The organism is Niallia sp. WK069_GA_01 (assembly GCF_983173855.1).
On record NZ_OZ470138.1, the window covers coordinates 3661592 to 3680929 of the forward strand.

Below are 19338 nucleotides of genomic sequence, written 5' to 3' on the forward strand. Positions count from 1 at the left end.
GATTATATCATACAAATTCACTTAAATTTGTAAATAAATGAATAATTTCATGCTGCCATTCCTCATAAAAAAGAACTTCCTTCAAAGTAAAATCTTTTAAAGAAGTTCTTTTTATTCATACAATGATATTCTTCGGTCGCCAAAAATCTGTATACCCATTATCTATAGAATACGTATATAATTCATTAAGCTTTTTCTTGCTATATACTTGCATATCCGTTCTTAAAATGATTTTCTTTTCCACTAGAAGCTGTTCATTCCGATCAATTAATCTTGTTAAAAATTTCTGTTCTGCTAGCTTATCATTCTTAGATAAATTGCAAGCTGAACAGGATATAACTAAATTCCATAATTGATCGGCCTGCACAAAACTCCATGGAATAAAATGATCTACATGTGCAGCATTCTTCCTTTTTATTTCCTTCCCACAATAAAAACAGCAACCTTTCCACCCTGAAAACACAAGAGTCCTTTTCAGGGGTCAGATCCCATAGCCACAGGCCGATCAAAAACGTTTGTCTTTCAAATCGAATAACGAAGAAAGCAAGCGTTTGTCAACAGCCTGAAGATACTGAATTTTTATTTATCAATTCATTAACTACTACTGATTATTTATTGTATTTGGACCTAGGATCTGATTGGTCCTAATCTTGGATAGGCGGCAACTTAATTTCCCCCTTTTGTAAATGTCCAAATGTCAGAAACCGCTCTTCCTGTGAAATCATCCTCAGCAACCGCATACCAATAATATTGATTATTTCCAGCTAAATCTTTCCAATCTATTTCAGCAGTCCCGCCACTTTGAACATTTTTATCCTTCCCAATTTCTTTATCTGTATAGATATTTACAGCAAAATAGTCGGTAGCAACACGCTTTTCATTTGGCTGAAGATCCATCTGTATGTTTCTCTCGTCTTTTTCAGGAAAATCGCTTGGATCATAGAAATTATAATCGTCTAAATAAGGTGAATACGTATTTACCATTATTTTATTATTTTTTTGATTAAAATGAAGCAGCTTTATATATCCTTGACCACCTTCAGGACCGCTTTGGTAGTCTCCAAGCATTTGATAGACTTGGCGATCAGGATTTCCATCCCTATTATCGTCAATTGGATCAATCAGTGTTTCCGAGTCATGATAGTGCCCGCTTAGTACAGTGATGACATTTTTATTTGGCAATACAACCTGATTATAAATTTTATCCCCTAGCGGACTACGAGTTCCGGATACTTGCAAATACTCATGGAAGTTTAATATCGCTTTACGATCTGGGAATTGCTTTAAGATATCACTCATCCATTTTATATCTTCATCCTGAACGCCCCAGCCCATATATAACATAATATAATCGTTTCCATTTGCTGAAATTAAGTCATAGTGTCCTCGATTATTCTTATAAGAACCACCATAGTAAGACATATCCTTGAACCTGTCTTCACCAAACCATTTGCTAAATTGTGTATAGTCACTTGTTTTATGGTCAACATCATGGTTTCCTGCTAGTACACCGTAAGGAATATGATTATCCTCCAGCACTTTCATAAATTTATCTGCATCTTTCCATTGATACTCCTGGTTGGATTTATCGACGATATCCCCTGTATGGAATACATATTTTATTTTCATTTCATCTTTCATTTCAGCAATCCAGTTCGTCTCTCTTTCATAAATCCATGGATAGCTGTCAGCATAGTATTGCGTGTCAGACATCCAAACAAAAGTATAATCATACTGATCAGGTGAAATGGGAATTTCATCTTGGATTAATACATTTATTTTATTGTTTTTCACGAACTCACGAACTGCGGCGTTTCCTTTCAACTCAAAGCTTCCTTGCCCAGCAATTTTGAAATCAATTGTCATCCATTTATTGGTCAAATGATTCCATGCATACATAGATACTTTTCTGCCTTTTAAAGATTTCCCTTTCCAAACTAATTCAACAACATCAGTTTTATCAACAGAAGAATCGACCGTTACATCAAATCGATGATAAGGGAATTTTGTTTTTGAATCTGTTATTAAATATTGTTGATCTTCTTTAGAGACAAGCGATATATCTTCCGTTGTAAAAAATTGTTCTCCTTTCGGAACCATTGTATTTGGCGGTTCAACATCCGCTGCATTTTTATAGGCTTTCACATATTGTGTTTTAGACGCATCATATTGTAATCCTTTATAAAATGACACATGTAATGCATCATTTGTTGGATCCGTTACTTTTACCTGTAACTTTGGATTCCCATTTACTTTTGCAGTAGATGAAATAAGCTCAGGCTTACTCGGATTTTCATTTACAACAGAAAAACGAACGGTTTTCTGTGCTTTGTTTCCTACTTTATCAAAAGCTGTAATTGTCAACTTATGTTCTCCAGGTGAGAGCTTGGATGACGACGTTTTAAATGGAACTTCTATTTCCTTTGCATCCAACATGACTTGCATTGTTTTAATACCAGCAACAGCATCAGTTGCCTCTATATTTATAGTGAATTTCCCTTTGTACTCTTTTTCTTCCTTTATATTTGTTTTTAATACGGGTGCTGTGTTATCAACTAATACAGAAATACTTGTTTTTTCATTTTTATCTTGAACATGAACAATATGTTTTCCATCAGAAACAGATTCAGTATCCCATTTATATGATTTAGAGGTTGTATATTTTTCAGGAATCGTAAAGGTGAAATCTTCAAATGGTCGACTTTCTCCCAAATCATACGTTTTTTTAACATCTTTGTGTGTTGGATCCTTTATTATAGTTCCATTCGGCAGCATTAAGCGAACATTCCGTATTTTAAAATTATCACGATTTTCTTCTAATACATCTAATTGGAATGGTGATACTTTATTTCCCGCACGTATCGAAATGTTATTTTTTCCTAATTGAAGACGATCAGCATCAATAGGGACCGTAATAGTGTCCCAATCGTTCACGCCGTCATCAAAAATTCGGATTATATCTTTCCCAATGGTCACACCATTTTGAAAAAATGTATTCACTCCACTCGCTTCAAAAGCGAAATAAGCTGAGTTTTCCACAGATTTATATATATTTCCAGTTACTTCAGATCCATCAATCAATAATTTCACATCATTTGGTGAATCTGTCTTTGATGTTCCTTTTAAAATTTTTTCATCTCTTAAAATATCACCATTTTTCACATTTAAACGAAGGCTTGCATTGTTGAGATCCGTTGTAATCTGCACTTTAAACTTGTTACTTGTTACTTTATTTGTTCCATCTGAAACGACAAAATAATATTCCACAAATTTCTTTCCAATTATTTCAGGTGTGTGAATTGTATAGTCATACATCAAATCATCAAAATTTTCCGCTAAAATAGCTTGTTTATACTTTTTATCCGTATTTGATTTGTAAAATAACCGTACCGATTTGATGCCAATATTATCTGATGCATCAGCGATAATGTGAAGATCTTTTTTTTGATTGATTGATTTAATCCTAGTCACATCTTTAATCGTTGGCTTTACATTATCATCTTCTATGTGAACGACTTCTGCGGGTACTTGAATTCGTTTAACTTTTCCTGGAGTAGCCTTTTCCACCCCTGCACTTATTTTCTTTAATCTAGTGGATCCGTCGGCGGGATAGGTGTAAATGATCCCTTTATTTGCGTGAGTATCATCTACATTGAATTCATCATTATAATAAGAAACTGCAATTTCTTGGTTGGAATTGGTAGCAACAGCCAGGCCTTTTGCTGCACCATTTGCCATTCCGTCTCTGTAAATTTTGACAATATCCTTGTTTTCCACTAAATTCGTCTTGTAATTCGCATTAAAATCCGCAACTTTTTTTTCACTATTTTGTCCATTCATCATCCAAAATACGAGCGTTTTCCGAGACGGAATCACTACATTTTCTGGACTTGAAGGCCAAGAGATATCTGTATTAGGATCTATTCCATTTCTGTAGTGAATCTTATAATCTCTAAAGTTAAGATCTTTATCCGTATTGTTATAGATTTCTACAAATTCATATCCATCACCTGAGCCGACATTAGTAGAATCAGGTGCTATTTCTGTTATCAGAAAGGATGGAATTTTGCGATAATCCACTTTAGGTTTTTTAATACTTAACGTATATTTCTTCGTTTTAGTATGATTTGTACCATCTGCTGCCTCAATATAGTAAACGATCTTTGATTCTGCACTCATGCTTGGAATTTCAGCAGAATATTTCGTTGAACCTTTTGCAGATTCGTCCATAGCTAGAGAAGTGAATGTTTTATCTCCTTCTTTTTTATAATAAAGTGTCACAAATGGGTCTGCCACGTTATCTTTAATGACCGCTTTTATTTTTACCGTTGTGAAAACATTGGCATTCGTTACTGGTGTAAACGTAATAACAGGTGCTTTTGTGTCTGGCGGAATCGGATCAAGTTCAACGGGGTTTGCTGGAATCTGAACAGAATCAATCGTTCCTGGTGTTGGTGCTGCCAATACTTGATGTTTCTCCATTTTTGTTCCAGATGTTGGATATTTGTATTGAATATCCGCACCTGTATTATCACTTTCAGCAGCAAGATAGCTAGCAGAAACAATTTCTGCTCCTGATCTATTCTTTATGATAATGGCGCGATTTCCCCCATTTATAAACCCTGGGAATACATCCTTAAATGCAATTACTTGATCACTTGTCAACGAAATTCCATAGTTTTTATTAAAATCATCTAATGTTCGATTCCCATTATTAAACCAAAAGACTTTTGCTTTATGCGGATCAATGGTTACGGCAGGCAGCTGAAATCTTTTTTCTACTCCAGTGTCCATGTATTGGTATGTAAAGGAATAGTTTGATAAAGTTTGAGGTTGATTCGTATTGTTATAGACCTCAAAAAACTCATAATAATCTATACCTCCGCCTCTTGAATTAGGCGATAATTCCGTGATAAGTAGCTGAGGGCGGCGATTAAAATCTTCTTTTTCATTATTTTTTTCCGTTTCCAAAAGATTGATGGATTGTTCTTTCTCTCTATCTGCCTCTTCTTCTACTCCAGAATCTGCTTGATTTGCAGCAGGTTCCTTGTTGCTCTGTGTCGTATGTAAGGAAGCTTTTGTTGATAAAGCAGACGAACCCGCATCATTACTATCCCTCTCTGCAAAAATTCGTTTCGGTGGAACAGCTAAACTTACATTTGTCAGAATGATAGAGAAAATAAAAATAAATAAAATAAGCTTTGTTAATTTTCTTACTTTCTGCTTACTCATTGCTTCCTCCTTATTATCCTTAGTGGATACCCACCAATAATTTTAGAGGTTAATTGTTAATAAAAACTCTTATAATTGTAAAATACTATTAATCTATGTTAAGGTTTGTTGCTATTATCTGATTAAATAAAGCTTCTGCTCCTACATCTCAATAAAGCATCAACGCAGTGTCGCTTTAATATATTGAGGAACAGGCAATTTATTTAAAAATAATACCTAATAATCTTTGTTGAACTTTTGCCGCTAGGAGTATGATGAATAATATCATATCGATGCAAATGAATAGATCGCATTGCAAACACTAGGCATCCTATTTTGTAATGCTAATTCTTTATGGATATCACCAGATTTAATATCTAAATGCTTTTTTCCTTCTTCCTTTGCACGTTGTAGTATGGACATGATTATATTGTCTAATTTCTTCTGTTTGACCTTTACGTACTACTAGATGGTTTGTTTTGGGGAACTTTTTCTTTGCACAAGGAATCATCCTTCCAGCCTAAAAGCTCAAATCTCCTGTTACCAATAGTTTCTTCCCATCCCCTCCCAAAAAAAAGCGACCTTCTAAACGAAGAGTCGCTTTCCTAATTTAAAAATATTTTCGATGCAACATAGCGCTATTAAAAGTAACATCATTAAAACGAACTATTAGCATGAAAAGAATCTTTTGGCTTTCTTACAAAACTCATAATCCCTGCAATAAATACTAGGTCACAGTGACGCCTCGAACCATCTCGAACTTTGTCAGGCTAGAAGTATAACAGGTTTGACTTGTTGTGCTTCTTTTTTTAGTATCTTGGCTTGTTTTATTGAAGGATAGACGTTGATATTTTTGTTCTTATGCCCTAAAAAGGAACACTTCAGTTTAAATCTCAATGGTAAACTACTTCATTATTTTTTCTATATTTATTTTATTTATGATCTAACAAGAGTATGGAATCAAAACCTTTTGGGAACTAGAATAAACAAAGTTCAATAAAAAAAAATAAGCACTACAGTTCAGCTATTGTATCTACTTACAATCTATCGATTTTCGACAAATTTAGAGAATATTCGGGTCGTCACTGTGACTAAGAGCGACGAGCAATGTTTAGAATACTAGAATCTTCTATTATAGAAGTATATGTATTCATTGCTTCTTCTGCATTTCCTTGAAACATCAAAAATGGTGTAACTTTTTTTCATTTTAACATCACTCCTATTCTCCTTTTTTGGGTATTATATATTCGTTATTTTTCAAAAAAATCCTTCCCAATACATCTCTCTATACATAAACGAAAGTAAAACATCATTTGTTTCACTTTCATTTATTACTATTCTTTGATATCTAGTTAGATTTCTTGTTTTTCTTCTTTTATTTGTTATTTTTCCGCCCCTGTTTATTTACTAGAATCTTTTTTCCAATTAGCATCCTTTCTATTCTTTTATAATTTTATAAGGATTAACAGAAATCATTTATCTTAAAAAAGTCTGCTTAATAAGTCTAAATTAATATACTGGTACACAAGTCTTTATTTATAGTAATTAAAAACCTCATTTCCAATTGGAAGTGAGGTTTTGGGTGTTGTTATTTCTTAATAAGGAACTTTAAACATATATCTTCTTGTTTCTAATGGATGGTTTCTTACCTTGGATATTGCCACGGCATATTCTCTTAAGACAAAGTTTAAAACAAGTGGCGCAATATATTGTTTCATTTCTTCATCTATACCAGTTAAATCTAAATCTTTAGCATCTAGTATTAATAATTTTTCCCCATGTTCTTGTAAGAATGTTAGTGCTCTTTCTTCCATTGGACGAGTTTCATCTAGACCCATTAAAAGGATAAATGGAACATCTTTATCAAGTACTTCAAACGGTCCATGGAAGAACTCTCCCGCATGGATGGCATGAGAATGAATCCATTGCATTTCCATTAAAATACAGATAGCGAAAGAATATGCAATTCCATAGTTGGAGCCACTAGCCATTGTATAAATAACTTTTTCATCTTTATATAGATTAGCATACGCTTTTGCTTTATCTGCACATTGGATCTTCGCTTTTTCAAATACAGTGCCAAGATTATTTAAGCTATTCAACAATTTTTCATATTTTTTATTATCTTCTTTTACGTATAGCAGCCCCATCGATAATTGATAAAGAATAGCATAGTTCATGATTTCTGGATGAGGATCCAACTGTCCTGCTGGCGCCCAACTGTAATTTACTATAAAATCTGATTCATCTCCGAGCGGAGCATGATCTACATACATAAGAGATACAGTCAATGCTCCTTTGCTTTTAGCAAACTTAGCAGCCTCTGTTGTTTCTGGTGTTTTCCCCTTATGTGAACATAATATAACTAAAGCATTTTCTCCTAATGTTTTCGGATTGCGGTAAATAAATTCATTGGAGTTAAATACTTCTGCTGTAATCTTATCTGACTCACGATCAATAAAGTATTTACTTGGATACATCAAAGCAGAGGATCCGCCGCATGCTACTAAAAATACTCGGTCAATATTTCTTTCCTTATATGCATTTAAAACTTCCTTCACTTGCGCTTGAGCTGAAACGGTAATATTCGAAATAGACATTTAAAATTCCTCCTCTTATTTTTTCATATGTTATTATATGTTATTATATTATAAGTTATAACATCTAAAGAAAACGAAGTCAATCATTTTTAAAAAATATTCTTACAATTTATTTTTAAACTTTGCTAGTTTCTCTTTCTATAATTCCAGGTTTTGTCATACGCAATGGATTCAAAATAATATCCAGCTCTTCTTCGCTTAACACCTTTTTATCCAAGCATAAATCACGAACTGACTTGCCAGCAGCAATAGCCTCATGTGCAATAGCTGCTGCCTTTTCATAACCTACATAGGGATTTAAAGCAGTAATAATGCCCACACTTTGTTCTACAAAGGCAGCACATCTTTCCTTATCAGCCCTTACCCCCTCTAGACAATGCTTTTGAAACACAGTAAATGCTTGGTTCATCATAGACAAAGACTGCAGCAAATTAAACACCATTACAGGTTCCATCACATTTAATTCTAATTGACCTGCTTCAGATGCAAGGCAAATAGTATGATCATTTCCTATTACTTGAAAAGCGACTTGATTAACCACTTCACAAATAACAGGATTAACTTTCCCTGGCATTATGGAAGAACCTGGCTGTCTAGCTGGAAGAATAAGCTCCCCAAATCCAGCTCTCGGACCGGATGCCATTAGCCTTATGTCATTTGCTATTTTTGACATATTAAGCATACAAATCTTTAAAGAAGCGGAAACTTCCGTATATGCATCCGTATTTTGGGTCGCATCAACAAGGTGCTTTGCAGCAGCCAATGGAAAGCCGCTAATTTCTCTCAACTGTATAACTACATTTTGAATATATTCCGGATCAGCGTTTAAACCTGTTCCAACCGCTGTTGCTCCCATATTAACTTCAAATAGATTTTCTTTTGTTTTTTCAATTCTTTTTATATCTCTAGACAAAACACAGCGAAACGCCTCAAATTCCTGTCCTAGTCTAATCGGAACAGCATCCTGAAGATGTGTTCTCCCTACTTTTAACACACTATTAAACTCTAAAGCCTTCGATTGAAATGCCTTAATCAGTTCATTCATGGTAATCAACAGTTTATTAATTTGGACTAAAGTGGCCAAATGTATAGCAGTTGGAAAACTATCATTAGTAGATTGAGACATATTAACATGAGAATTAGGACTGACTATAGCATAATCTCCCTTTTGTCCTCCAAGCAATTCAATCGCCCGATTTGCAATGACTTCATTTGCATTCATATTGATGGATGTTCCTGCACCACCTTGAATTGGATCAACTATAAACTGATCATGCCATCGTCCTTTAATAATTTCATCGGCCGCTTGAACAACAGCATTTCCTATATAGGAAGGAAGTCGATTCGTTTTCATATTAGATAATGCCGTCGCTTTTTTTACCATTGCCAAAGAAACAATTAAACTTTTATCTAATCTATAGCCACTAATAGGAAAATTATCAACAGCTCTCATTGTTTGTATTCCATAGTAGGCATCCTTTGGAACCTTCATTTCTCCAAGAAAATCATATTCAATTCTGGCTGATTTAGTGGACATAGGGTTTGCTCCTTTTAATAATTATTTATTTCCATCCAAGAGGTGTCTTTGAAATAAAGAACTCTTTCTACCTATTCACACTGCATTTATTGTTTATTATTTAAAATAGATAAGCTAGTAAATTTACCAAGTCCTAAAAATCCAATAACTCCTAAAAAACTCATAATAGAAGCCAATTGAAACAAAAGAGTATATCCTCCTAATTCAATTAACCATCCACCAACATTACTAGCAATAATGCCGGCAATATTCACATACACTACTATAAACAAAGAATGGGCAGTGGTTTTCATGCCTTCTGGGCTTATATCATAAGCATAATTAATGCCAGCTGATATATATAAAGCATAAGTTATTCCTGAAGATAATTGGTTAAGTAATATTACTGCGAAGGGCGGCTCTAAAGATAAAATAAACCAGCGTAAAACTCCTGCAAGAGAAACAAATGAAAGAGTAAAAACATATCCAAATTTTCTAAGGAACCATCCAGAAAAAATGAAGAAAGGAATTTCGGTTAATGTTGCAACAGCATATAAAACACCTAATTTACTAGCCATTTCTTCTCCAAAGCTACCTATATAAACAGAGAAAAATGCATTGTTCATTTGTGGGCCAATCGATGTCATAAATACAGGAATTAAAAAAAGCAAAAAGTTTGGTTCTTTAATCAGTGAGATAATGTCTTTCCATAGCCCTTGCTTCTTCCGCTTCCCTTTCTTTACTTTTTCTTCATCGTAAATAAAGAATGTTAAAAAACAAACAAACATCATTGTTGCTATATACAGTATGAACATTTTTGAAATTCCAATATGATTATAAACAGTGCCTAAAAGCGTGACTGCAAGGCCAAAACTAATAGAGCCTAACACCCTGATTATTCCATAGCTTAAAGAGTGCAATTTAGCATGGCGAACAGTCATGGCATCAACAATTGGCATAATCGTAGAGGAAAAAACAGCTAAGAAAACCGACACCAAAATATATAACGGAAAATAGGAATCTATAAATTTATAGCATAGCGCTATCCAGGGAGTTAGGAATGTACTTACTAACAGAATTAGCCTTGTCATGCCAAAATAGTCAATAAGCATTCCCAACACTGGCTGGATAATCAATCCTACTAACGGACCTATAGAAAAAATCAAGCCAATTTGTGATGCCGATAGCCCTCTTTCTGAAAACCAGTAGCCTACAAAAGGCATAAAACATGCATAGGCAATATAGAAAAAATAATTATAGATGTGCAAGTAGTATTTTTGAATTACTACTTTCATAAAATCCCTCCGATGTTAGGAGAACACTTTTAAGCAGGATAGATTCATATCCTAATCTATTATTCATTACTTACTTAAAAAGACTGCTTACATATAGATTTAAACTTTATTCATGATAGTTTGTTTAAAGTGTTACTGACATTCTTTTTTCCATTTTTTTAGCTAATATTGATAATGGATAGCAAATAATGAAATATACAACAATTACAAATGCATATACTTGGAATGCAATAGTTCCCCCTTCCATTATTTCCACTCTTTCTATTAATATTTGAGCAGATTTTAGAAAATCAGTATTTCCAATTAACACGGATAAAGAAGTAGATTGTATTAAATTTGAAATTAAACTGATCATAGAAGGAAGCACCCTCCTAAAAGCTTGCGGCAGTATAACAAATCGCATTGTTTGAAAGTTGCTTAAACCTAATGCTAAACTTGCTTCTACTTGTGTAGGGGGAATTGATTGAATAGCCCCTCGTACAGCAATGGAAATATTGGCACTGCTCCATACACTTAAAGCAAGCATTGCTGATATAAAACTATTTACTTGTATACCGAACTCAGGAAGGATAAAGAATACCATAAATAAAGTAATAACAAGAGGCAAACCGCGGAATAATTCAGCATATCCTCTGGCTAGAACAGAAACAATATTCTTTTTCCTGCTTGATTGAAGAGCACCTATTATTACCCCTAATATAAGTGCAATAATGATACAACAAACACTAAGAAGGAGTGTTTTCATTAACCCTTCTAATAGAAACTCGAAGTTTTTCAAAGCTGCTCCCCCTTTCCGGTTTTTTATTATTAAAATCTAATTTTTTTTCGATTCGGCTAAACAAATAAGATGTTCCCCAAATAAGAATCAAATAAATAACAGCAATAGATACTAAAATTTCATATGTTTTAAAGTCGTAAGCCATTCTATCTACTGCTATAAATGTTAATTCTGCAACACCAATTCCCGTCATATATGCTGAGTTTTTTATAAGGGATACAGCTGTATTGGAAAAGGCCGGAAAACTGATTCTAAATCCTAATGGGACAATAATATGTCGCACGATTTGGAAAGTGCTTAATCCAAGGGACTGTGCAGATTCTATCAAGCCTTTTTGTACTGCATTAGTTCCTCCCCGAAAGTTCTCGACTGCATATGCTCCTCCCCATAAGGTCAAAGTAATAATCCCTACAGCTACAGCAGGAAGTTTAATCCCAATAACCGGAAGTCCAAAATATAAAAAGAAAACATGTACAAGCAGTGGTGTATTGCGGAAAATCTCAACAAATATGGTAATAATTTGAGTTAAAATAGGTAGTTTGAGTGTACGAATTACTGCACCACTTATCCCGATAATCAAGGATAAAATGATGCTAGTAGCACTTAAAAGTAGAGTTAACTTAAGACCTGTGAGCAGTATAGGAAATGTTTTAATTACATAGGACATATCAAAGCCCATCTAGCAGACCTCCTTTCTTTTTTACATAGCATTTAGAAGAAATTGTTTTGTTCGCTCTTCTTTAGGATTCTCAAATATTTCCTTAGGAGTGCCTTGTTCTACTACTACTCCTTGATCCATAAAAATAATGCGATCTCCCACTTCTTTAGCAAAACCCATTTCATGTGTTACAATCATCATGGTAGTGCCCTTTTTGGCCAAGTCTTTCATTACTTCAAGTACGTCTCTTACTCTTTCTGGATCTAGAGCAGATGTTACTTCATCAAACAGTAGTACTTCTGGATTCATTACTAAAGATCTTGCAATTGCTACACGCTGCTGCTGTCCCCCTGATAACTGCGAAGGATAGCTATTCGCTTTATCTAGTAGCCCGACTTGCTCTAATAATGCTTCTGCTTGAGGAATAACATCTTTTTTTGACTTCTTTTGAACATTGACAGGAGCTAATAATAAATTTTCCATTACGGTCATATGGGGAAATAAATTGTAGCTTTGAAACACCATTCCAATTCTTTGTCTAACTTTTTGCAATGCTGCTGGTGTATATTCAATTTCATCCTTTTCATCAAGGAAAACTTGACCATCATTAATATTTTCAAGACCATTTATACATCGAAGCAGCGTACTTTTGCCTGAACCACTTGGCCCGATAATAACGATTACTTCCTGAGGATATACATCGAAGCTCACACCTCGGAGAATTGAAAGTTCCCCGAAGTGCTTATGTAGATTTTTAATAGATAACTTAGGCTTAGTTCCAATCATTTTATTTCCTCCTTTATGGTCTTGGGATTAATCCATCAGAAGTAGCGTCTGCCATGCTTGGCATATATTTTTCTACTAGTGTTTGATAGTAATCTTCTTTTTTCATTTTTTCTAAAGAGGCATTTAAAAATGCTAACAATTCATCATCGCCTTTTCGAACACCCTGCGCCATATGAGAAGCTGCTACTTGATCTCCCACCATCACATAATCTTTATTTGTTTTAATAAATTCTGACATTAAAACCGCATCATGAAGTATAGCATCTGCCCTTCCATCCTTAAGTGCACGGAATGCGTCTGAATTATTCTCTATTTTGATTTGTTTAGCAGTTGGAATATTTTCATCTAAGTAGATAGATGCAGTTGATCCTTTGATAACAATTACTTTTTTGCCAGCTAAATCTGAAACCTTTTTAATATCGCTATTATTAGGAACTACTGTTACAGCCCCTGCGTAAAATGTGCTAGAAGTAAAATCCACTTCCTTCTTGCGTTCTTCTGTTATTCCTAATGTCGCTGAAATAAAATCTACTTTTTTTGATTGCAAAAATGGAATACGGTTTGTAGCATTTACTGGAACATATTCAACTGCATCTTCAGAACCAAAAGCATATTCAGCCATTTTTTTTACAAGATCTATTTCATAGCCGACGTTTTTACCATCCTCATCTAGATAGCCTAATGGTGGATAGTCAACTTTTACAGCTACTACAAATTTTCCTCTATCTTTTATTTCCTTTGGCAAATCTGGCAAATCTGTCGCTATTGCTTTTTTCTCCGTTGTACTAGCTTCTTCTTTCCCACATGCAGATAAAACTCCTAAAAGCAGCATAAATACAGTAACTAGCATTATTAAAATCTTTTTCTTTTTCAAATGAATCCCCCACTTTTCTTTTTTTATATAACTACCTGCTTTTTATAACAGGGATGTTTACTGCTATTATTTAAACTTTTGAATTGCTTTTTAAAGAATTATTTATGTGGATTAAACTTTTCCTAGTCGCTTCTTCCGGGTCCCAATTGTATTTTGGTCCGATTAATTCCAAAGTGAAATAATCATTATACTGAATATTCTGAATGATTTCTATAAAAGAATCTAATGAAAAATTCCCTTCTCCCCAAGCAAGATGAGCTGTTGTTTGGCCATCTCCATCTAACAGGTGAATATGTTTAAGATCTTCTCCAAATTCTGCCCCATATTCATCAATGGAATCACCTGATAATACCATAGGAATAGTATCAAGCATCACTTTTAAATTAGGTGAATTTACCTCTTGATACATTTGTTTCAAAGTATTTAAATTATAAACCAAGTTGCTTCCAAAGCGTGACAATGGCTCTAAAAGCAAAGTTATTCCTGCCTTTTCAGCTTCCCCTGCAAGTATTTGCAAAGATTCTCTTCCTTTTCTCCAAGCTTCCTCAATCGGTTCATTGTATAAACCATATCCAACTGTAACTAGGAGATTAGAACATTCTAATGAGTTGGCTATTTGTATACATCGTTTAAAGTAGTTAATACTTCTTTTTCGAAAAGTTTCATCTTCTGCGGACAAATTTATTGGATATGCACATTGCTCTGGTGTAAAACAAATCAATTCTAGCTCTCTTTGTTTAATCTCTTTTAAAAGTGAAGAAATTTCCTGGTAGTTCACATCATCTACATATAAATGAGGAGTACCGCCCCAAAGCTCAATAGCCCTAAGCCCTAATCGCGTTGTTGAATCTAAAAAATACTTCAATGAATATCTGTGATAATGAAGGTTCATATTTGCTATTTTCATCAAATCTCACAACCTTTTAATAAAGTGAAAATCAATAAATATATTTTGAAATAATGGTACACCTTCCTGCAAAGTATCTTTAAACTTTCATTTATTCAAACAGAAATGCTAGACAGAAAACTGTAATATGCTTTTATAAAACTTCATAAAATTCTATTCTGGTTTTCCGATACTTTTTTCTTTTTTATAATTTCTCAAAAAGAAGTTAACATCCCATCCTTTTAATTAAACTACCACTCCTCTTATTAAAAGCTTTTATTAAATACAAAAAATTCTGTTTTTAAATCAGAATTTCAATTACTTTCTAAGTTTGTTATCACTTGTTATATATAAATATATTACGATATCGAATCCTAGTCAATAACTTTTTTGATTTTTCTGACATATTGTGTTAGATTTTCTAACACAATATTTTATCACGCATTAACGTGCTTCTTCCCACCACCTCAAATTTAACAATTTTATCTCAACGCCTTATTTAAACCCTCCTACTAAATATGAATCAGACGTAAAACCCGAATCATTATAATAGACCACTTCGGAAAGAATCTTAACATCTTGAATAGCATCAAATGCTTTTCTTGCTTTGTTTTCTGTAGTAAATTCAAACATAGTAACATCATTCTTTAAATAGACAATAATTACCCACATGGAAATCTTCTTCATAATTGATTGCCTGCTCCTATCTTATCTTTATCCTGCTGAGCAAAATATAAATATACTAAGAAAGAACAGCATTCACTTATTCTTAGGAGGCTGTTCTTTCAGTTAGTCTAGTAGGAATATTAATTAATATGCAACTTTCCACATATATCTGCGGTCATCCATTGAATGATTTCTCGCAAGGGACATTTGATACACAAAGTAGCGTTCGATTGGAATCATGACAACGGAGTTAAAGAATTCTGCAACACTTGGATCTATTTGATCTACCTCTGCATCTTCTGCATCAATGATAATAAATCTTTCTGCATACTGGCTTAAGAAGGTTTCTGCTCTGTCATCCATCGGGCGAGTTCTGCCTACGCTTTTCAAAAGTACCATTGCAACTTCCTTATCTGTTGTTTCAAATGGTCCATGGAAGTATTCTCCTGAATTCAGCACAACTGCATGTTTCCATTGCATCTCCATGAAGTGACAGCAACCCATTGTATATGCTGTACCGTAAAGTGGGCCGCTTCCCAATACATAGAATACTTCATCCTCTTTAAATTCTTTTGCAAATGCTTCAGCCTGTGGCAATAGATTGGTTTTAGCAGCATCAATAATTCCATCGATTTTATCATATGCATTCATTGCAGCATCATAATTTTCATATTCTTCAAATTGGTGAAGAATTTCAAAACCTAATTTTAAAGCATACGCTTGGTTTGCTTGAGAATAAACTTGATTATCACCATTAGAATAAACTACTTTATATTGACCGGTTTGCGCCATTAACGTGTCTGGAGAACCTGTCATAGCAATAGTAATTGCACCTTTAGCATTTGCTACTTTTACTGCTTCTACTGTTTCAGGTGTAGCGTTTAGTGAGCAAATGATACAAATAGTTTGTTCATTTAATGATGCTGGTGTTCTATGTACAAACTCGTTGCTATTAAAAAGTCCTGTTGCAATATTTTTTGCTTCGCTTTCCATTAAATAATTTGCTGGATAAATTGCTGCTTGGGATCCACCACATGCTACAAAATAAACTGCTTTAAGACCTCCAGCTGCATCTATCTTTTGTTTAATTTCACTAATCATTGGTTTGATTTCCATTTTGTTCGCTCCCTTTTGTTTTATATAGTATTTTCTTTACCTATAACAATATAGTACCATTAAATTCTGTATTTACAACTTTTTTTCAGAATTTTTTTATATTTTTCGATTTAACAAGCTATTTTGGTAATAAAACAGCTTGTTTATCTAATACCAATACATACAATAAAAGAAATAATTTTTCTCTCTCCTCATATCAAAATATAAAGCTGCTAGTTTTCAAGGCTAGCAGCTTACGGCATCAACTTTAAAAAAATATATTTAATATCCATTCAATAAATACAACTGTTATGCAGCTTTAGATAGTTTTTGCTTTTTATTTTTGGATTGCGGAATCCACCACTTCGCAAAAGTTGGTACACCAAGGAAAAATACCAAGTATATTGCCAATGGTAAGACAACTGCTATCCAATTACCTGTAAATAACAATGAAGGAGCTAACGAAAGAAGAATTATGTCAACCGGTGCAACAATTGGCGTTAGAATTGCTGTATCATCAAGTGTTGAACTTTTATTATTTGGATCACAAATCCTTAACAAAGATAAACTAATAGCAAAACTTCCAGTTGCATAGCCATATACAAAAATTGACTTTTCAAACCAATCTTTTTTTATTAGTCTTGGACCAAAGAAAAGGAAGAGGAAGAACATCCCAGCAATTCCAATGATCATTAATGCAGCAAATGGAACAGCATATTTCACAATAATTGGCACATTAATAGAGGCAATCCCAAAGAATACTAGATAATCAGTGATTGTACCGCCAAGTCTAGTTATTATTTTCTTATCAATATACTTATCTGCTTTCGTTGCTTTTAGAATGTAGAATAAGATAATCGCAAATAAAAATCCAAAAGAGAATGCTGGCAGATTAATATTAAAGCTTTTAGATAAATATTGAACAAATAAATAAGCTAACCCAGATGGGATTATTAGTAAAGCCACATGCAACGCTAATGGATCTAGTGAGATAGGCGAGAGTGTTTCCTTGCCCAATGATTCTCTTTTTTCTAAAGGGATTAGACCGGTTTTTAATTCAGGAGCCAATGATTTAAAGTCTTTGATATAAGACGTTTGCCCCTTTCTTGTAGCCCACTTGATAAGGATAATACCTCCAAAAATACCCGTTAAAGTCCCAACTGTTGCGGAAGTCATTGCTAAATCAGTAGCATCTGCCCATCCAAGATTTTCAAGGGTTGCACCAAGCGCGGCAGCCGTTCCATGTCCGCCTAACCATCCAGCTCCAAAAATTATTCCAAAGCTTGGATTAACGTTATCAATAAATGGGATTATTATAAATAATGAGAATGCAATTGGTATTAAATATTGCCAGCCATACACAATTTCACGTAAACACATATAACTTCCTAAATTTTGTATATTCTCTTTTAGACTGTTACCAGAAAGACCAAATCCTCTTAAACCAATACTTGCAAATACTAAAATAACCAGCACACTAGAATACATGCTAAATTGATCAGAAAACTTTAAGATGCCAAGACCATATTTACCTAATCCAAGTCCTAATAGTCCTGCTATCAAACTTGTAGGAATAAACATTTCTTGAAAAAGCTTTACTTTAACGCGTATCAATTTAGCAATTAAAACCAATCCACTTGCAAGCATCAAATCAACCAGTAAATTATAAATAGTAAATTCCATCCTAAAACTCCTCTCGTCTGTTAGAAAACCTTTTGAAAAATATGCATCTTCCTGGTTTTGTTCTAATTGTTGTTGTTCCTATTTCATAAAATTCCTTTGTGTAACCTTACTTTTTAATTCCAAAAAACCAGTTAACTTTTCTCGTGTTTTTATGTAATATTAAATAACATGCAATTACACTTTTCTCTTCTAACCCTCCTTTTTAAAAGAAATCTCATAAAATAAAAAGAAAAAATGTAGAAATACGCATTTTTAATTATTGAATCTCCAAATTGTTATTGATTGTTACCTATAATCATTACAAAATTTGTACTATAATGTCATATTATAACACCTAAAAAATAACTGTCAATGTGATTTTTTAGAATTGTAAGACTTTTCATTCTTTTACCTTGAAAACTTCGCTGTTTTTTGTCAAAAAAAATAACACATGATGTTAAGTGGTTGCTTTACATCATGTGTTTTAGCTGTTTTCACAATAAAAAGATATTCCCTAAGTATAAATAATCCTATACTTAGGGAATATCTTTTTTATTTCGTTATACTATAAATTTAATCTTATCTGCCACAATGAACTGCATGAAACGATGGGAAGGCACTCCTTCTCTATCATTGGAAACTCCTGTAATCGATAAAAGGGGATATCCCTGCGATAGATTAAGGTAGCGGGACATTTCATATGTTGCAAATACTAATTCAATTGTTTTCCGTGGATTAACAAAAGCAATATTATGCTTTTCAGATAGGATGGTAAACATAGAAGTATCATTTAAGTCTTCGTCTAGCATAAAAGAAAATTGCTCTGGCAGACGAGAAACTTCCAGTGCAACAGGAACATTATCTGCATAGCGAATACGTTCAATCACAATAATCTTAGAATTATGCTCTAACTCTAACAACTCTATATCCTTTTCATTTGCATCTTCAATAACACATTTGATAACCTTTGCTCCTGGTGTACAGCCAATTTCTCGACACATCTCTGTAAAGCTTTGGATGCCGCTAATTCCCCTGCTCAGCTTCTCTGTATTTACGAATGTACCTTTCCCTTGTTTTCTAATTAATAAATTTTCCTTTGCTAATTCCTCTAACGCATTGCGGACCGTAATCCGGCTTACATTATAAAGCTTGCTTAATTCCACTTCCGTTGGGATTTTTTGCCCCTTTTTAAACTTTCCCTCTTCAATATCACGACGAAGAAGATCGGTAAGCTGCTTATACAAAGGTAATACATCTGTTTTTTTTAAGTTCATTGTATCTTCCCCATATCCATATTTATATAACCTTATA

The 19338-nt window shown here is 33.6% G+C and carries 15 protein-coding genes and 1 pseudogene; all 16 read right to left on the reverse strand.

What is annotated here, in order from left to right; all coding sequences use genetic code 11:
* Positions 1–115: 115 nt before the first annotated feature.
* Entirely contained in the window at positions 116–463 is a 348-nt protein-coding gene (locus tag AC5LWL_RS17155; RefSeq protein ID WP_493435446.1) for an HNH endonuclease, read from the reverse strand.
* 203 nt (positions 464–666) lie between these two features.
* Complete coding sequence (locus AC5LWL_RS17160) at positions 667–5232, reverse strand: lamin tail domain-containing metallophosphoesterase family protein (RefSeq protein ID WP_493435447.1); 4566 nt, start codon at positions 5230–5232, stop codon at positions 667–669.
* A gap of 264 nt (positions 5233–5496) precedes the next feature.
* The gene (locus AC5LWL_RS17165; RefSeq protein ID WP_493435448.1) at positions 5497–5634 is read right to left on the reverse strand and encodes a hypothetical protein; all 138 of its coding nucleotides are present in this window, start codon (positions 5632–5634) and stop codon (positions 5497–5499) included.
* Positions 5635–6311: 677 nt separating this feature from the next.
* Positions 6312–6413 (reverse strand): annotated as a pseudogene (locus AC5LWL_RS17170) (VOC family protein); the annotation flags it as partial.
* A gap of 393 nt (positions 6414–6806) precedes the next feature.
* On the reverse strand, positions 6807–7805 hold the full coding sequence (locus AC5LWL_RS17175) for an SIS domain-containing protein (RefSeq protein ID WP_493436642.1): 999 nt from the start codon (positions 7803–7805) through the stop codon (positions 6807–6809).
* Between the two features lie 121 nt (positions 7806–7926).
* Positions 7927–9348 carry an aspartate ammonia-lyase gene (gene aspA, locus AC5LWL_RS17180; RefSeq protein WP_493435449.1) on the reverse strand — a complete coding sequence of 474 codons (1422 nt, stop codon included), beginning with the start codon at positions 9346–9348 and terminating at the stop codon, positions 7927–7929.
* Between the two features lie 86 nt (positions 9349–9434).
* The gene (locus AC5LWL_RS17185; protein ID WP_493435450.1) at positions 9435–10622 is read right to left on the reverse strand and encodes an MFS transporter; all 1188 of its coding nucleotides are present in this window, start codon (positions 10620–10622) and stop codon (positions 9435–9437) included.
* Between the two features lie 124 nt (positions 10623–10746).
* A complete protein-coding gene (locus AC5LWL_RS17190) occupies positions 10747–11400 on the reverse strand; it encodes an amino acid ABC transporter permease (RefSeq protein ID WP_493435451.1) in 654 nt (217 codons plus the stop codon).
* A complete protein-coding gene (locus AC5LWL_RS17195; RefSeq protein WP_493435452.1) occupies positions 11348–12079 on the reverse strand; it encodes an amino acid ABC transporter permease in 732 nt (243 codons plus the stop codon). Before AC5LWL_RS17195 ends, AC5LWL_RS17190 begins: the two co-directional genes overlap by 53 nt.
* Positions 12080–12100: 21 nt before the next feature.
* Positions 12101–12844 (reverse strand): amino acid ABC transporter ATP-binding protein, encoded by a 744-nt coding sequence (locus tag AC5LWL_RS17200; protein WP_493435453.1) that lies wholly within the window; start codon positions 12842–12844, stop codon positions 12101–12103.
* A gap of 13 nt (positions 12845–12857) precedes the next feature.
* Positions 12858–13718 carry a transporter substrate-binding domain-containing protein gene (locus AC5LWL_RS17205; protein WP_493435454.1) on the reverse strand — a complete coding sequence of 287 codons (861 nt, stop codon included), beginning with the start codon at positions 13716–13718 and terminating at the stop codon, positions 12858–12860.
* 70 nt (positions 13719–13788) lie between these two features.
* Complete coding sequence (locus AC5LWL_RS17210; RefSeq protein ID WP_493435455.1) at positions 13789–14625, reverse strand: TIM barrel protein; 837 nt, start codon at positions 14623–14625, stop codon at positions 13789–13791.
* A 474-nt stretch (positions 14626–15099) separates the two neighbouring features.
* On the reverse strand, positions 15100–15291 hold the full coding sequence (locus tag AC5LWL_RS17215; RefSeq protein ID WP_493435456.1) for a hypothetical protein: 192 nt from the start codon (positions 15289–15291) through the stop codon (positions 15100–15102).
* A gap of 123 nt (positions 15292–15414) precedes the next feature.
* Positions 15415–16386 (reverse strand): SIS domain-containing protein, encoded by a 972-nt coding sequence (locus AC5LWL_RS17220; protein ID WP_493435457.1) that lies wholly within the window; start codon positions 16384–16386, stop codon positions 15415–15417.
* 288 nt (positions 16387–16674) lie between these two features.
* Positions 16675–18048, reverse strand: coding sequence for a sodium/glutamate symporter (locus AC5LWL_RS17225; protein ID WP_493435458.1), 1374 nt, complete (start codon positions 18046–18048; stop codon positions 16675–16677).
* A gap of 539 nt (positions 18049–18587) precedes the next feature.
* Positions 18588–19301 (reverse strand): GntR family transcriptional regulator, encoded by a 714-nt coding sequence (locus tag AC5LWL_RS17230; protein ID WP_493435459.1) that lies wholly within the window; start codon positions 19299–19301, stop codon positions 18588–18590.
* Between the last annotated feature and the right edge of the window lie 37 nt (positions 19302–19338).